We start from the raw sequence: 17,614 nt of genomic DNA, 5'->3' as shown, positions 1-17,614 counted from the left end.
GCCGACCTTGCACCAGATGTTCGAAGCTCAGGCTGCGCAACAGCCGAACGCCGTTGCACTGGTCTGCGCAGGCGAGCAACTGACCTACGCCGCGCTCAACGGCCAGGCCAATCGACTGGCATACAAACTGCGAGAGCAGGGCGTCGGCCCGGAAGTGCGCGTCGGCATCGCCACTGAGCGGGCAATACCGCTGGTGGTCGGCTTGCTGGCGATTCTCAAGGCCGGCGGCGCCTACGTGCCGCTCGATCCGCACTACCCGGCCGAGCGCCTGAGCTACATGATCGAAGACAGCGGCATCACGCTGCTGTTGACCCAACAACATTTGATCGACGGTTTGCCCTCACTCGATGGCGTGCAGGTGCTGAGCCTGGAATCGCTGGAGCATGAAGCCTTCAGCGACGAAAACCTGCCGGCGCTGGCGACCCCGGACAACCTCGCGTACGTGATCTACACCTCCGGCTCCACGGGGCGGCCGAAAGGCGCATTGCTCAGCCATGCCAACGTCGGGCGTCTGCTGACCGCCACCACCGCCGAGTTCAACTTCGGCCCGCACGATGTCTGGACGCTGTTCCATTCCTACGCCTTCGACTTCTCGGTGTGGGAGCTGTTTGGCGCGCTGTGCACCGGCGGACGCCTGGTGATCGCGCCGCAGGACATCAGCCGCGAACCGCAAGCGTTTCACCGCTTGCTCTGCGATGAAGGCGTGACGGTGCTGAACCAGACCCCGAGCGCGTTCCGCCAACTGTTGCCGATTGCCTGCGCCAGCCCTCGCAGCTTGGCCCTGCGTCAGGTGATCTTCGGCGGTGAGGCCCTCGACGTCGCGAGCCTGCGACTCTGGTTCGAACGCTTCGGCGACCAGCAAACCACCCTGGTCAACATGTATGGCATCACCGAAACCACGGTGCACGTGACCTACCGCGCGATTCGTCTGGCTGACCTGGACGGCAAGGCCCAGAGCCCGATTGGCCTGCCGATCCGCGACCTGCGCTGGTACTTGCTCGACAGCCAGCTACGGCCAGTCCCGGTGGGTGTCGCGGGTGAGTTGTACATCGCGGGTGCCGGTCTGGCGCGCGGTTATCACGGGCGTTTCGGGCTGACCGCCGAGCGCTTTGTGCCAAGCCCGTTCGATGCCTCGCAGCGGCTCTATCGCAGCGGCGACCTGGCGCGCCAGCGTGGCGATGGCAGCATCGACTACCTCGGCCGCATCGACCAGCAAGTGAAGATTCGCGGTTTCCGCATCGAACTCGGCGAAATCGAAGCGGCGCTGCTGGCCCAACCGGGCGTGCGTCAAGCGGTCTTAAACGTCCACAACGGCGACGGCGGACCGCAGTTGTGCGCCTACGTCGTGGCCGAGCACACCCCGCACGACCCGATCGCCTGGCGTGATCATCTGCGCACTGCGCTCAAGGTCGATCTGCCGGATTACATGGTGCCGAGCCATTGGTTGCTGCTCGACGCCTTGCCACTGACCGGCAACGGCAAGCTCGACCGCAAGGCCTTGCCAGTGCCGGATGCCGAGGACTGGCAGCGCCCGTTCGAAGCCCCCGAAGGCGCCCTCGAACAGCAACTGTCGGCGATCTGGGCCGACGTGTTGGGCGTGGCGCAGATCGGCCGGCGCGACAACTTCTTTGAATTGGGCGGGCACTCGCTGCTCGCCGCCCAGGCCAGTGCCCGTGTGGAACTGGAACTGGGCATCGAGCTGCCGCTGCGCGCGCTGTTCGAATCCACCGACCTGCAGGCTTATGCCGCCATGGCCGGGCAACACGCCCCGGCTGACAACGATGCACGTCTTGATGCGCTTGAGTCGCTTCTCGACGAGATGGAGATCAACTGATGGAACACACCACTGCCCAGCGTATCGCCAGCCGTTTCGCCGGCCTGCCTGCCGACAAGCGCCGCGAGTTTCTGAGCCGCATGCAAGAGCAGGGCGTGAGCTTCGGCCAACTGCCGATCCCGCCGGCTGCCGAGGCGCAAACCCGCTTCGAACTGTCGTACGCGCAGCAGCGCCAATGGTTCCTCTGGCAGCTTGATCCGCACAGTTCTGCGTACAACATCCCGGCGTCGTTGCGCTTGCACGGGCGGCTGAATCTCGCGGCGTTGCAGCAGAGTTTTGACGTGTTGCTGGAGCGCCATCAAAGCCTGCGCAGCCAGTTTGTCGAGGATGACGGTCAAGTCGTTAAGACGCTGGCCGAGTTCACATCGCTGGCGATCGAACACATCGATCTGCGCGGCGAACCTCAGAAACATCGCCTCGATCTCGCGCTGAAAAGCGTCGAACAGGACATCGCTCGCCCATTTGATCTACAGCACGGGCCGCTGTTGCGGGTCAGCCTGTTGCAACTGGATGCCGAAGATCACGTGCTGTTGCTGACGCTGCACCACATCGTCACCGATGGCTGGTCGATGGGTGTGTTGGTGGAGGAATTCTCCCGGCTCTACGCCGCGCATTGCCAAGGGCAAAATGCAGCGCTGGAGCCGCTGCCGATCCAGTATTCCGATTACGCGCTGTGGCAACGTCGCTGGATGGAAGCGGGTGAACTGGAGCGTCAGCTCAATTGGTGGCGCAACACGCTGGGCAGCGAACAACCGCTGCTGGAATTGCCGACCGATCGCCCACGTCCGGCACAACCGAGCCAGCGCGGCGCGCGTCTGGATCTCGCCCTCGATGCAACCCTGGCCAGCGGCCTGATGACCTTGGCCAAACAGCGCGGCGTCACGCCGTTCATGTTGTTGCTGGCGAGCTTCCAGGCTTTGCTCTTTCGCTACAGCGGTCAGTCCGACGTGCGCGTCGGCGTGCCGATTGCCAACCGTAACCGCGCAGAAACCCGTGGCCTGATCGGCTTCTTCGTCAACACTCAAGTGATGCGCGCGGAACTGGACGGACGTCTGCCGTTCAGCCAATTGCTCGACCAGACCCGCACCGCCTCGCTGGACGCCCAAGACTATCAGGACGTGCCGTTCGAGCGTTTGGTGCAAGCGCTGCAAGGTGAGCGCAGCCTCAGCCACAGCCCGCTGTTCCAGGTGATGTTCAACCACCAGCAAGCCAAACCGGCAGCGGTCAGCGGCTTGCTCGCCGGGCTGCGTGTCGAAGCGCTCAACGCCACGGCGCACACCACCCAATTCGACCTGCAACTGGACACGCAGGAGGAGGGCGACCAACTGTTCGCCAGCCTGACGTATGCCACCGATCTGTTCGACGCCGAGCGCATCAAGGATTTGGCCCGTCATTGGCGCAACCTGTTGGCCGGCGTGCTGGCAAACCCGCAATGCCCACTCGCCGAGTTGCCGCTGCTGGACGCCGACGAGCGTCTGCGCATCCTCGATGACCTCAACGACACCGCTCAGGCCTATCCGGGCGAAGTCTGCGTACAACGCCATTTCGAAGAACGTGTGGCTGAAAACGCTGCGGCGACGGCGCTGGTGTTTCAGGGCCAGACCCTGAGTTACGCCGAACTGAACCTGCGCGCCAACCGCCTGGCCCATCATCTACGCGCTCAGGGGGTCGGCCCGGAGGTCATCGTCGGGATTGCCTGCGAGCGTTCGTTTGAAATGGTTGTCGGCCTGATGGCGATTCTCAAGGCCGGTGGCGCGTATGTGCCGCTGGACCCGGAGTACCCGATTGATCGTCTGAGCTACATGATCGAGGACAGCGGCATTTCGCTGTTGCTGACTCAGGAACACTTGCTAGCGCAACTGCCGACCCCGAACAACGTGCGCACTTTGTGCCTGCATGCCGAGGCCGATTGGCTGAGCGACTTGCCAGGTTCCGATTTGCCCAACCTCGCTGTCGCCGAAAACCTCGCCTACGTGATCTACACCTCCGGTTCCACCGGCAAACCCAAAGGCGCAGGCAACCGCCATGTGGCGTTGCATAACCGTCTGGAGTGGATGCAGCAAGCGTACAACCTGCTGCCAACCGACCGCGTGCTGCAAAAAACACCGTTCAGTTTCGACGTGTCAGTGTGGGAGTTTTTCTGGCCGTTGATGAAAGGCGCCACGCTGGTGATTGCCGCACCGGGCGAGCATCGCGATCCGCAACGCCTCGCTGCGTTGATCGTCGAGCAGGCGATCACCACGCTGCACTTCGTGCCGTCGATGCTCTCCGCGTTCATCAGCGCCGACGAATCATTGGCCTGTACCTCGCTGACACGGATCATTTGCAGCGGTGAAGCGCTGCCGATGGAGCTGCAACGCCAGACCTTGCGCAGCCTGCCGCAAGCCAATCTCTACAACCTCTATGGCCCGACCGAAGCGGCCATCGACGTGACCCATTGGGCCTGCGTGGAAGTAGGCCGCGACAGCGTGCCGATTGGTCGCCCGATCGCCAACCTGCATACCTGCATCCTCGACAGCGAACTGCAACCGTTGCCGCTGGGCGCGGTGGGCGAGTTGTACCTCGGTGGCGTCGGCCTGGCGCGCGGTTATCACCGTCGTGGCGCGCTGACCGCCGAGCGTTTTGTGGTTGATCCATTCGGCAGCGGCGAGCGCCTGTACCGCACCGGCGACCTGGCGCGTTATCGCGCGGACGGCGCCATCGATTACTGCGGCCGCATCGACCATCAAGTGAAGATTCGCGGTTTGCGCATCGAACTGGGCGAAATCGAAGCGCGCCTGCAAGAGCATGCTGACGTGCAGGAAGCCGTGGTGCTGGCCCTCGACGGTCCGAGCGGCAAGCAATTGGTCGCGTACCTCGTGCCGCAGGATCGCGCACTGCTGGAGGCCACTGCCGAGCAACAAGGCGCCTGGCGCGAAACCCTGAAAAGCCATCTGCTCGCCTGCCTGCCGGATTACATGGTGCCGGCGCAGACCGTGCTGATCGAACACATGCCCCTGAGCCCCAACGGCAAACTCGAGCGCAAACGCCTGCCCGCGCCCACCGCGCAAGTCAGCCAACGCGCCTTCGAAGCGCCGCACAGCGCGCACGAACAGGTGCTGGCGCAGATCTGGCAGGACGTGTTGGGCGTGGAACAGGTCGGGCGTCAGGACAACTTCTTCGAACTGGGTGGCGACTCGATCATCTCGATTCAAGTGGTCAGCCGCGCGCGCCGTGCAGGCCTGAGCCTGCAACCGCGTGACCTGTTCCAGCAGCAGACCTTGCAAGCGCTGGCCGCTGTGGTCAAAGAGCAAGCCGCACCGCTGGCGCAACAAGGGCCGGTGGACGGGGTGCAAACACTCACGCCGATCCAGCGCTGGTTTTTCGCCGAACCCATCCCGCAACGCGCGCACTGGAACCAGGCCGTGTTGCTGACGCCGCGCGAAACCCTCGAATTGCCGCGCCTGCAAGCCGTGCTGCAACGCCTGCTCAAGCAACACGATGCGCTGCGTTTGCGCTTCAGTCAGGTCGACGGCCAATGGTCGGCGCGTTATGTCGGGGCCGACAGCGCCGATGTGATCGACATGCTCTGGACCGCTCGCGTGGCCAGCGATGCTTCGCTGGAATCGGTGTGCGATGAAGCGCAACGCAGCCTCAGTTTGCAAGACGGTCCATTGCTGCGCGTGGCGTTGATCGCCCAAGCCGATGGCTCCCAGCGTTTGCTCTTGGTGATCCACCACTTGGCGGTGGACGGTGTGTCCTGGCGGGTGTTACTCGAAGATTTGCAGGCCGCCTACCTTGGGCAAGCGCTGCCGCCAAAGACCAGCGCTTTCCAGGCATGGGCCGAGAAACTCGACGCCTACGCACGCTCCGAAGCCGCCACCGGCGAACTGGCCTGGTGGCAGGCGCAGCTGAGCGTGGCAAATGATTCGTTGCCGGCAGCCAATGCTCACGCCAGTCAGGCCGGGCATCTGCGCCAGGGCGTCAGCATCGGTCTGGACCGTGAGCAGACTCGGCAATTGCTGCAACAGGCGCCCGCGACCTACCGCACGCAAGTCAACGACCTGCTGCTGACCGCCCTGGCCCGCACCCTCAGCCGCTGGACCGGTGACGAATCGGCGTTGATTCAGCTCGAAGGCCATGGCCGCGAAGAACTGTTCGACGACGTCGACCTGACCCGCACCGTTGGCTGGTTCTCCAGCCTGTTCCCGGTGCGCCTGACGCCGACCGCCGACCTGGCGGGTTCGATCAAGGCAATCAAGCAGCAACTGCGCGAGATCCCCGGTAAAGGCATGGGCTATGGCCTGTTGCGCTACATGGGCGATGCGTCGACCCAAGCGGCATTGGCCGCGTTGCCGCAGGCGCGGGTGACGTTCAACTACCTCGGCCAGTTCGACCAGAGCTTCGCCGAGGACGCGTTGTTCACCCCGGCCCGCGAATCCAGCGGTGCCGCGCAATCGGCCGACGCACCGTTGCCGAACTGGCTGTCGGTGGACGGTCAGGTCTATGGCGGTGAGCTTAAACTTGACTGGACCTTCAGCCGCGAATGCTTCGACCTGCGGGAAATCGAAGCGCTGGCTGCAGATTTCCGACATGAATTGCTGGCGCTGATCGCTCATTGCCTGAGCGATGGCGCGGGTGGCGTGACCCCGGCGGACTTCCCGTTGGCGCGCCTGACTCAGGCACAACTCGATGGCCTGCCGGTGCCGCCGGCGCAGATCGAGGACCTGTATCCGCTGTCGCCGATGCAGGCCGGTTTGTTGTTCCATAGCTTGTATGAGGCGGAGTCTGGCGCGTACGTGAACCAGCTCAGCGTCGAAGCCCGTGGCCTCGGTGCCGAACCACTGGGCCGCGCGTGGCAAGCGGTGCTCGACACCCATCCGATCCTGCGCAGCAGTTTCCACTTCCCGGAGGGTTTCGAAGCGCCGGTGCAGTTGGTCCATCGTCATCTGCACTTGCCGATGACCTGCCTCGACTGGCGCGGCCGCAGCGATCAGGCCGAAGCACTGGCGCAACTGGTCAACAGCGAACGCCTGCAACTCGACTCGACCCGGGCGCCGTTGATGCGCTTGACCCTGGTGCGACTCGACGATGACCGCCAGCAACTGATCTACACCCACCATCACTTGTTGCTGGATGGCTGGAGTAACTCGCTGCTGTTGAGCGAAGTCCTGCAGCGGTATGCCGGGCAAGACGTGCAGGCGCCAACCGGGCGTTTTGCCGATTACATCGGCTGGCTGCAACGTCAGGACGCACAGGCCGATGAACTGTTCTGGCGCGAGCAACTGGCCCACCTCGACAACCCGACGCTGTTGGCGCAGAGCCTGGCCCATGGCGGCGGTAAACACCTGTCGACGGCAGCCTTCGGCGACCATCGCCAGACGTTCGATGTTGCCACCAGCCAACGCTTCAGCGAATTCGCCCGCCAACAGAAAGTCACGCTCAACACCTTGGTGCAAGGCGCGTGGGCGCTGCTGTTGCAACGCTACAGCGGCCAGCGCAGCGTGGCGTTCGGTGCGACCGTGGCGGGGCGGCCGGTGGATTTGCCGGGGGCCGAAAGCCAACTCGGGCTGTTCATCAACACCTTGCCGGTGATCAGCACGCCGGATGCGCTTGAAAGTGTCGGCCAGTGGTTGAGCCGTTTGCAGGCGCACAACCTCGAATTGCGTGAGCATGAATTCACCGCATTGGGCGACATTCAGCGCTGGGCCGGACGTGCCGGCGAGCCGCTGTTCGACAGCCTGCTGGTGTTCGAAAACTTCCCGGTGGCCGAAGCGCTGCAACAGGGCGCTCCGGCCGGGTTGAGCTTCACGATCGCGCAGAACCATGAACGCACCAACTTCCCGCTGACCCTGGCGGCCACTGCCGAACGCCAGTTGAGCCTGAACTGGAGCTACCAGTGCAGCCACTTCAGTGGCGAAGCCATTGCCCGCATGAGCGAGCATCTGGCCGCGTTGCTGGCGGCGATGGTCGCCGCACCTCAGTCAGCATTGAGTGAACTTGACCTGCTGACCGCGCCGGAACGTGCGCAGCAATTGGTCGAGTGGAACCCCGCGTTCACCGCCACGGAAAATCCGCTGTGCGTGCACCAATTGATCGAGGCCCAGGCGGTTATTCGCCCGGACGCCACGGCGTTGATCTTCAACGACCTGGAACTGAGCTTCGACCAGCTCAACCGTCGCGCCAACCAACTGGCCCATCGCCTGCGTGCACTGGGCATCGGCCCGGAAGTGCGGGTCGGCCTGGCGATGCAGCGAAAGCCTGCAATGATCATCGGCTTGCTGGCGATCCTCAAGGCCGGCGGCGCTTACGTGCCGCTGGACCCGACGTACCCGGCCGAACGCCTGCGCTACCTGATGGAAGACAGCGGCATTGCGCTGCTGATCAGCCAATCATGGCTGCGTGAAAAACTGCCGTTGCCGCCAGGTCTGCCAGTGCTGGAAGTCGACCGCGAACCGCTGGAATCGATGGCCGAAACCAACCCGCTCAACCTGACCTGCGGCGAAAACCTCGCCTACCTGATTTACACCTCGGGCTCCACCGGGCGGCCGAAAGGCGTCAGCGTGGCCCACGGTCCGCTGGCCATGCATTGCCTGTCGATTGGTGAGTTGTATGGCATGACCCCGGACGACCGCGAGCTGCAATTCGCCTCGATCAGCTTCGACGGCGCCCACGAACGCTGGCTGACACCGCTGGTGTTCGGTTCGGCGGTGATGCCCCGTGACGATGAGTTGTGGAGTGTCGAACGCACCTGCGCCGAGATCGAAAAACACGGCATCACCATCGCCTGCTTCACCCCGAGCTACCTGGCGCAGATCGCCGATTTCATGGGCGAAGCGGGGCGTGATCTGCCGATCCGTTCCTACACCCCGTGCGGTGAGGGCATGGCCAAACATGCCTTCGACGAAGTGCAACAGGTGCTGCAACCGAAACGCCTGATCAACGGTTATGGCCCGACCGAAACGGTGATCACGCCGCTGATCTGGCTGGCGTACCCGGATACCGAATTCGACTCGGCGTTCATGCCGATCGGCCGGCCGGTCGGCAATCGCAGCGCCTACATTCTGGACGGTGGTTTGCAGCCGTTGCCGGTCGGCGTCGCGGGCGAGTTGTACCTGGGCGGCGAGGGCGTCGCCCGTGGTTATCATCAACGACCCGATTTGACGGCTGAACGTTTCGTACCGGATCCGTTCGTACCGGGTGCGCGCTTGTACCGCAGTGGTGACCTCGCGCGGTTCCGTGCCGATGGCGTGGTTGAGTACCTCGGCCGGATCGATCAGCAAGTGAAGATCCGCGGGTTCCGCATCGAACTTGGCGAAATCGAGGCCTGCCTGCTTGAACATGAAGGCGTGCGTGAAGCCATCGTGATCGACCGCGACGGCCCGGTCAGCCGCCAATTGGTCGGTTACGTGGTGCCGCGCGATCCGCTCGCCGATGAGCAGGACCTGCGTGAAGCGCTGACGGCTCATCTGCGCAGCCGCCTGCCGGCGCACATGCTGCCGGCGCATTTGATGTGCCTGGCCGCGTTGCCACTGACGCCGAACGGCAAGCTTGATCGTCAAGGGCTGCCAGCGCCTGAGGCCACTCGGCAGCAGCACGATCATGTCGCCGCCGCGTCGCCGGCCGAAGCGCTGCTGGTGGAGATCTGGCAGGAACTGCTGGGGCTGGAATCGGTGGGCGTCACCGAAAACTTCTTTGAACTGGGCGGGGATTCGATCATCTCGTTGCAAGCGGTGAGCCGTGCCGGGCAGCGCGGATTGGTGTTCAGTCCGAAGCAACTGTTCGAACAACAGACCATCCGCGCGTTGGCCACAGTGGCCAGCAGTCGTGAAGCGAAGTGGGTTGAAGCGCCGACAGTCCCGGCGTTTGCGCTGGTGCCGCACATCGACATTGCCGCCCGTGAAGGCCTGCAAGACTTGTATCCGCTGTCGCCGATGCAGCAAGGCATGTTGTTCCATTGCCTCGATTCACCGGAGCTCAACCCTTACGTCAACCAGTTGAGCGTGGCGGTGGACGGTTTGCAGGTGCCGCGTTTCCGCGCGGCCTGGCAGGCCCTGGTCGAGCGTCACGAAGTGCTGCGTGCAGCGTTCCGCTGGCGTGATGGCTTGGCCGATCCGCTGCAAGCGGTGTTCGCCGACGTTGAGTTGCCGATTGATGAACTCGACTGGCGTGAACGTAGCGACACTGAGCAGGCATTGAAGGACCTGGCGGCAGCGGAACAGGCCAAGGGTTTCGACCTGAGCTGCCCGCCGCTGATGCGTTTCATCCTGGTGCGCCTCGGTGATGACCGTTACCAGATGGTCTGGATTTACCACCACTTGCTGCTGGACGGCTGGAGCGCCTCGCGTCTGTTGGGCGACATGTTGCGCCTGTATCACCACGACACGTTACCGAACCTGACCGGTCGCTACGCCGATTACATCGCCTGGCTGCAACGTCAGGACGGTGCGCAGGCTGAAGGCTTCTGGCGCGAGCGCCTGGCATTGCTCGAAGAACCGACCATTCTGGCCAAGGCGTCCGGTGCTGCTGGCTCTGGTCACGGCGTGATGTACAGCAACCTCGACAGCGAAGCGACGCGCAAACTGCACACCTTTGCCAAGCGTCAACGGGTGACGCTGAACACGTTGATGCAAGGCGCGTGGTTGTTGCTGTTGCAACGCCATAGCGGCCAGCGCAGCGTCGCGTTCGGCGCCACGGTGGCGGGGCGTCCGACCGGGTTGGCCGGGGCGCAAGACATGCTCGGCCTGTTCATCAACACCTTGCCGGTGATCCAGACCCTCGACCCGCAACAGCCGCTGGGCGAGTGGTTGCGCGAGTTGCAGGACTACAACCTGATGGTCCGCGACTACGAACACACGCCGTTGTCGGACATTCAGCGCTGGGCCGGGCAGGGTGGCCAGGGCTTGTTCGACAGCATCATCGTGTTCGAAAACCATCCGGTAGACCGTGCATTGCGCGGGGGCGAGGAAGGTGAATTGCGTTTTGCCGAGGTTGGCAGCGGTGGCGTGACCAACTTCCCGATGGACTTGATGGTCAGTGCCAACGAAGAAGGCCTGGAAGTCGAATACCTGTTCCTGCGGGACCGCTTCAGTGACGTGGAAGTAGAGCGAATTCGTGCGCAGCTTGAAGGGTTGCTGCGTGCGTTGCCGGAGGACGCGACGTGTCTGCTCGGCAACATTGGCCTGCCTGAATCGCGCATCAGCCTGCCGCAAGCGTCGACCGACAGCGCCGATGTGCTGCATGCGTTCAATCAGCACGTACAGACGCAGCCGCAGAAAATCGCCTTGATCTGTGAGGATCGGCAAGTCAGCTACGCCGAGCTTGAGGCGCAGGCGAATGGGCTGGCGCAACAATTGATCGACCGGGGCATCGGCGCGGAAAGTCTGGTGGCGGTAGCGTTGCCGCGTTCCGAGCGCACCATCGTGGCGTTCCTCGCGGTGCTGAAAGCGGGGGCGGCTTACCTGCCTTTGGACCTGGCCTACCCGGCCGAACGCCTGACTTATATGTTGAGCGATTCGGCCGCCAGTCTGTTGCTCTGTGACAGTGATCTGGGCGAACGGCTGCCGTTGGCGGATAGCCCGCCACGCCTGCTGCTCGATCAGTTGTGCATCGCCGATAACGTGGCGTGCCCGGTTTCCAATCCGTTGCCGGGGCATCTGGCGTACCTGATCTACACCTCCGGCTCCACCGGCCAACCGAAAAGCGTGGCCGTAGAACGCGGGCCGATTGCCCGGCATTGCCGCGGCATCATCGAACTCTACGAACTGGCACCGCGCAGCCGTGAGTTGCACTTCATGTCGTTCGCCTTCGACGGGGCTCAGGAACGTTGGCTGAGTGTGCTGTTGGCCGGCGGCAGTCTGGTGATTCGCGAGGACAATGTGTGGACCCCGGAACAGACCCTGGACGTGCTGCATCGTCATGCCGTTACCGTCGCCTGCTTCCCGCCGGCGTACCTGCAGCAGATGGCCGAAGTCGCCGAACATCTAGGCAATCCGCCAGCGGTCGAGGTGTATTGCTTTGGTGGTGACGCGGTACCGGACGCCAGTTTCGAGCAGGTCAAACGCGCCTTGCGTGCGCAGCGTCTGGTCAATGGCTACGGCCCGACTGAAACCGTGGTCACGCCGCTGTTGTGGCGTGCCGAGGCCAGCGAAACCTGCGACGCGGCGTACGCGCCGATTGGACGCGGCGTGGCCGGGCGTGGTGTGTACGTGCTGGATGCCGACCTCAATCCGTTGCCGGTCGGCGTCAGCGGCGAGCTGTATTTGGGCGGCGAATGCCTGGCGCGCGGTTACCACCAGCGTCCGGGCATGAGCGCCGAGCGTTTCATCCCCGATCCGTTCGACGCCGGTGGTCGCATGTACCGCACCGGCGACTTGGTGCGCCAGCGTGAGTGCGGGTTGATCGACTATTTGGGGCGGCTCGACCAGCAAGTGAAGATCCGTGGTTTCCGTATCGAACCGGGCGAGATCGAAGCGCGTCTGCGTGAGTGTGTTGGTGTACAGGATGCTGCCGTGGTGGTCCACGACACGCCGACCGGCAAGCAATTGGTCGGTTACGTGGTGGCGGTCGGCGCAGTCGGTCTGGATCGTCGCGTGAAGTCTGAACTGCAAGCGCAACTGCCGGATTACATGGTGCCGGCGCGGATCATGGTGCTGGAACGTTTCCCGCTGTCGGCCAACGGCAAGCTGGATCGTCGCGCACTGCCAACGCCGGAATGGGCGTTTGGCGGCTATCGTGCGCCGCGCAACGCCCTGGAAACGGCGCTGACCGCGATCTGGCAAGAGGTGCTTGGCGTGCCGCAAGTGGGCATCGACGACAACTTCTTTGAACTCGGCGGCGATTCGTTGCAGGTGCTGAAAGTGATTTCGCGGGTGCGCAGCCAGCCACAATTGGGCTTCGAATTGAAGCTGCGGGATCTGATGCAGAAACCGTGCATCGCTGAGCTCAGTGGTTATCAGGCTGCCGAACCGGCCTCTGCGCCGGACCCCTTGCTGGCGCTGAATGCGCGAATCCCGAATGTGCCGGCATTGTTTTGCCTGCACGCCGGTTTCGGCACGGTGTTCGACTACGAGCCGCTGGCGCGACGTCTGGAAGGACGGCGCACGGTGTATGGCGTGCAATGCCGCATGTTGCTTGATCCGCAGTGGCAGGACGAATCACTGCTGGCCATGGCGCAAGCCTATGCGCAGCGGATTCGCGGCCAGCAGGTCAAGGGCCCGTATTACTTGCTGGGATGGTCGTTGGGCGGTGCGTTGACGCAACTGGTCGCACACGAACTGGAATCCCAGGGTGAAACGGTTGCGTTTGCCGGGCTGGTAGACAGTTATGTGGCGGGCACCGCAGAGGCGGGGGACTGGCGTGAGGATCTGGGCGACTTCCTGACGTTTGTGCTCGGGTTGCCGGCCGATGAGGCGCAGGCATTGATCGCGCTGAAAGCCGCTGACTTGAATGAACGCGAAGGTTCCAGCGCGGTGATCGAGGCGGCCCTGCACGGCTCCAATGAAAAAGCTGCATTGGGCGCGGGGGAACTCACGCAGATTTTCGCGACGGGTTCACGCCTCAAGCAACTGGCGCTGGCGCATCGGCAACTGCCGGCGATTCAGGCTTCGGCGCATCGCTGGTGGGTAGCCGAGCGCGACGATGAGCGCCGGGTGTTCGAGGCGCAGGTCGGCAGCCACGGCGTAGATCGCCTGTTGGCCGGCGGGCATTACGAACTGCTGCGCGGTGACGAGTTGCTTGATGAGCTGGAAGACCTGCTGGAACACCGTTTGACCCTTGCTTGAAGCAACGACGATAAACCTGTGGCGAGGGAGCTTGCTCCCGCTGGACTGCGCAGCAGTCCCCGTCTTTTTGGCTGACGAGGGGGCCGCTTCGCGACCCAGCGGGAGCAAGCTCCCTCGCCACAGGGGTTCGCTGGTTTCCAGTTTTGTGTAGTGCCCGATTAATGTTCTCTTTGTGTGAAGGATTCATCCCATGGCCGTATTGCCAGAACTTGAAGCATTTCTCGAACTCGCCGAGTTCGGCCGGATGACCGGCAAAAGCCGCGCGATGCATGAGCAATCGCCGCAACAGGCGCGGATCGATTTTGAAGCGTCGTCGGGGTTTCTCGATGTGCCGCTGGACACCGTGGTCTGTGAAAATTTCACCATTGCTGCCCGCTACGGTCATAGCCTGTCGGCAAGGGTGTATCGCGACGGGCAAGCGGTCGAGGGCTTGCAACCGGTCGTGTTGTATTTTCATGGCGGCGGCTATGTGGTCGGCAGCCTCGATTCCCATGACGCACTGTGCCGGCGACTGGCCTCGCAGGGTGGTTTTGCGTTGCTGGCGGTGGATTATCGACTGGCACCGGAATGGCGTTTCCCGACGCCGGTGCAGGACGCTTGCGACGCCGCCAACTGGCTTGTGCGTGAAGGCGCGGCACGAGGGCTGGATGCCAATCGGGTGGCATTGGTTGGTGACAGCGTGGGCGCGACATTGGCCACGGTGCTGTCGATCATGGCGGTGCGTGAGCCTGAGGAATTGGCGCTGAAACCCAAGGCGCAGGTGTTGTTGTACCCGGTGACGGATGCGACGACCCAGCGTGCATCCCATCGGGATTTCGCAGAGGGTTATCTGCTGGAAACGCCGACGCTGGATTGGTTCTATGCGCATTACGGGCGCACACCGCAGGACCTCGCGGACTGGCGCTGCTCGCCATTGCTGGTGGCGGATTTATCCGGTGTGGCCCCGGCGCTGGTGTACCTGGCCGGGTATGATCCGCTGCATGACGAAGGGCTGGCCTATGCCGAACGGTTGCGCGCGGCGGGGAATGAGGTGACGTTGCTCGAGCAGCCCGGGATGACCCATGACTTTATGCGCATGGCGGGATTGTTGGGGGAGGTTGAGGGGATTCACGCTGAAGTGGCGGGGTGGGTGCGTTCGCGGGTGTGAAATGACCTGAAAAAAAACCGCCATGCCTGGATCAGGGGTGACGGTTTTTTTGTGCCTGGCCGGAGGGAACTATGGTGGAGCCACTATCGCCTTCGCGAGCAAGCCCGCTCCCACATTCGGCCCCACTCTCATATGAGAAATCGGTCGAATGTGGGAGCGGGCTTGCTCGCGAAGGCGGCCTGACATCCAACACAAATACCCCAGAAAAAAAATACCCGCACCTCACGGCACGGGTATTTTTCATTTCAGCTCACCCCTCAGAAATCATACTTGGCCATGATCTGCAGGTTACGCGGCTCGCCGGAGAACGTCGTACCGAAGTTGCCCAGGCCAGACATGTACTTCTTGTCGAAGACGTTGTTGGCATTGGCGGTGAAGCTCAGGTGCTCGTCGTACTGATAGCGGGTCATCAGGTCGACGAGGGTGTAGCCGCCTTGCTTGAGCAGGGTGCTGCCGCCTTCGCCGTTACCCACGTTCGGGCTGAAGCTCTGGCCGTAGAACGCGCTCTGCCAGCTGACGCCGCCACCGACGGTGAACTGGTCCAGCGCGCCCGGCAGGCGGTAGGTGGTGAAGGTGCGCACGACGTGTTCCGGTTTGCTGGAGGCCAGCGGGAAACCGTAGATACGTTGCTCGTCCTTGTCGCGGGTGCGGGCGTAGGTGTAGCCGGCCGACAGGTTCCAGCCCTCGGCCAGCTCGCCAGCCAGTTCCATTTCCACGCCTTTGGTGGTGGCGCCGGAGATGGCTTCATAGACGTCTCGACCGGTGCCGACGTCGGTTGTGACGTACTGGGCAACGTTGTCCTGATTGATCTGGAACAAGGCAAAGGTGGCGTTGAGTTTGCCTTCGAAGTAAGCCGCTTTCAGGCCCGTCTCGTAGCTGTCGCCTTCAACCGGATCGAGGGTCGAACCGCTTGCGTCCAGGTAGATTTGTGGCTGGTAGATCTTGGTGTAGCTGGCATACACCGAGTACGTATCGTTCAGGTCATAGACCACACCGGCGTACGGCGTGACAACGCCATGTTCCTTGTAGCTGGCATGGGTGTCGGTCAGGGTTGCCCCCGGATAGTACGAGTAATCTTCGTTGTACTTGAAGGTGCTCAAACGGCCGCCGAGGATGAACGACAGGTCGTCGGTCGGGCGCAGGCGCGTGGCCATGTAGATACCGTTCTGGCTTTGGGTGCGTTCGTACTTGCCGTTTTTCGGGAACTCCTGTTTCGGCAGGTGGCCGTTCCAGTCGAAGATGCTGCCTGGCACCCGTTCGAACGCGCTGGTGTCGTAGGTCGCACCGGTCTGGCGCGAGTGGGCCGCCATGAAACCGGCGACCAGTTCATGCTCGCGACCACCCAGCGAGAACGGACCGGAGATGTTCACGTCACCGGAGTTCTGCACGCGATGACCTTCCCAGCGACCCCAGTACAGGAAGTTGCCTTCGCCCGTGACAGGGTCTGCGGAGCCACCGCTGGCCGAGGCCAGTTGGGTGTCGTGATCGGTGGTTTTCTGGTCGAAGCTGGCCTTGAATTTCCAGCCATTGGCCAGCGCTTGTTCAAGCGACGCGAAGTAAGTCGTGCTGTCGAAATCGCGGCGGCTCCAGTTGGCACCCGGGTTGAAGCTGCGCGAGAAGTCGGTACGGCTGCCGTCGGTGAAGTACGGGGCGTTGCCGGTCCAGGTACTGCCGCGTGGAGTGACACTGGAGTTGTCGATACCAAATGTCAGCAAGGTATCGTCCGTCAGATCGGCTTCGAGGATGCCGTAGAAGATGTCTTTTTTCTGGCTGTAGTGGTCGATGTACGAGTCTTTGTCCTGGTAGGCGCCGACGAAGCGACCCCGTACGTTGCCGGTATCGGTCAGCGAACCGGAGATGTCGCCTTCGGTGCGGTAATTGTCCCAGGAACCGGCGGTGGCGCTGACCGAGGCCTTGAATTCCTTGGTCGGTTTTTTGCGGATCAGGTTGACGGTGGCAGACGGGTCGCCCGCGCCGGTCATCAGGCCGGTAGCGCCTTTGACGACTTCGATGCGGTCGAGGCTGGCCGCGTCGTCGCCGTTGTTCGGGTTTTCACCGTACACGCCGTCGTAGGGAATGTTGACGCCGTCGTACTGGAAGTTGGTGATGGCAAAGCCACGGGCGGAAAACTCGGTGCGGTCACTGTCGTACTTCTGCATCGTCACGCCGGGGGTGTTGCGCAAGGCGTCAGACACGCTCTGTACGCCGCGATCGTCCATCTGCTGACGCGTCACCACGGTGACCGATTGCGGGGTTTCACGAAGGGTCAGCGGCAGCCCGGTCGCGGAGGTGGTGGCGCCGGTGGTGTACGAGCCGGTGTCTTCCGTGGTCAGGCCCAGGGCCTGGCCGGAAATGGTCGTCGCGCCCAGTTGCAGGCTCGAACCGCCACCGGACATCAGGGTCACGGTGTTGCCGTTGATCTGGAACGAAATGCCGGTGCCTTGCAGCAGAGTCTTCAGAGCGTCAGACGGTTCCAGCGAACCGGACACTGCACGGGACTTGATGCCAGCCACCTGGTCCGGGCTGTAAAGGATCTGCAGATTGGTCTGCATGCCGAGTTCGGTCAGCGCATTGGAAAGCGGCTGGACGGCAATATTCACTTTTACAGGTGCAGCATTGGCCATCGAGCTCCCCAGCAAGGTGGCGGTCAGCAATACGCTTTTAAACAGGGTGCGATGCAAAGTCGGTCGCTGGACGGCCAGCGCGAGAGGTGTGCGGCGTGGTTGAGGTCGCATTACTTACCTGAGCTCCTGAAAAGTCTTGTGCAAAGTTATTGTTAATAAGAATGATTATTAAGACGCGGCGTGGACGTAAAACCGGAAAGAAACCTGAGAAATAAATTTCAGAAAGATGAAATGAGAGGATATTTTG

At 62.8% G+C, this 17,614-nt stretch carries 3 protein-coding genes and 1 pseudogene; 3 read left to right on the top strand and 1 reads right to left on the bottom strand.

What is annotated here, in order from left to right; genetic code table 11:
- Positions 1-7 precede the first annotated feature (7 nt).
- From EAH78_RS33325 to EAH78_RS13400, 3 genes and pseudogenes are all read left to right on the top strand, one after another.
- A pseudogene (locus tag EAH78_RS33325) lies at positions 8-1,747 on the top strand (amino acid adenylation domain-containing protein); the annotation flags it as partial.
- 86 nt (positions 1,748-1,833) lie between these two features.
- On the top strand, positions 1,834-13,596 hold the full coding sequence (locus tag EAH78_RS13405; RefSeq protein ID WP_140667950.1) for a non-ribosomal peptide synthetase: 11,763 nt from the start codon (positions 1,834-1,836) through the stop codon (positions 13,594-13,596).
- Positions 13,597-13,786: 190 nt separating this feature from the next.
- Entirely contained in the window at positions 13,787-14,743 is a 957-nt protein-coding gene (locus EAH78_RS13400; RefSeq protein ID WP_140667949.1) for an alpha/beta hydrolase, read from the top strand.
- Positions 14,744-15,000: 257 nt separating this feature from the next.
- Here the strand turns inward: EAH78_RS13400 and EAH78_RS13390 are convergent, their stop codons facing one another.
- Positions 15,001-17,478 (bottom strand): TonB-dependent siderophore receptor, encoded by a 2,478-nt coding sequence (locus EAH78_RS13390; RefSeq protein ID WP_140667947.1) that lies wholly within the window; start codon positions 17,476-17,478, stop codon positions 15,001-15,003.
- Positions 17,479-17,614: the final 136 nt, after the last annotated feature.

It is taken from the genome of Pseudomonas arsenicoxydans (genome assembly GCF_006438915.1).
Taxonomy (GTDB): Bacteria; Pseudomonadota; Gammaproteobacteria; order Pseudomonadales; family Pseudomonadaceae; genus Aquipseudomonas; species Aquipseudomonas arsenicoxydans_A.
Note: the sequence above shows the minus strand (reverse complement) of the source record. Positions and strands in the feature narration are given on the sequence as shown.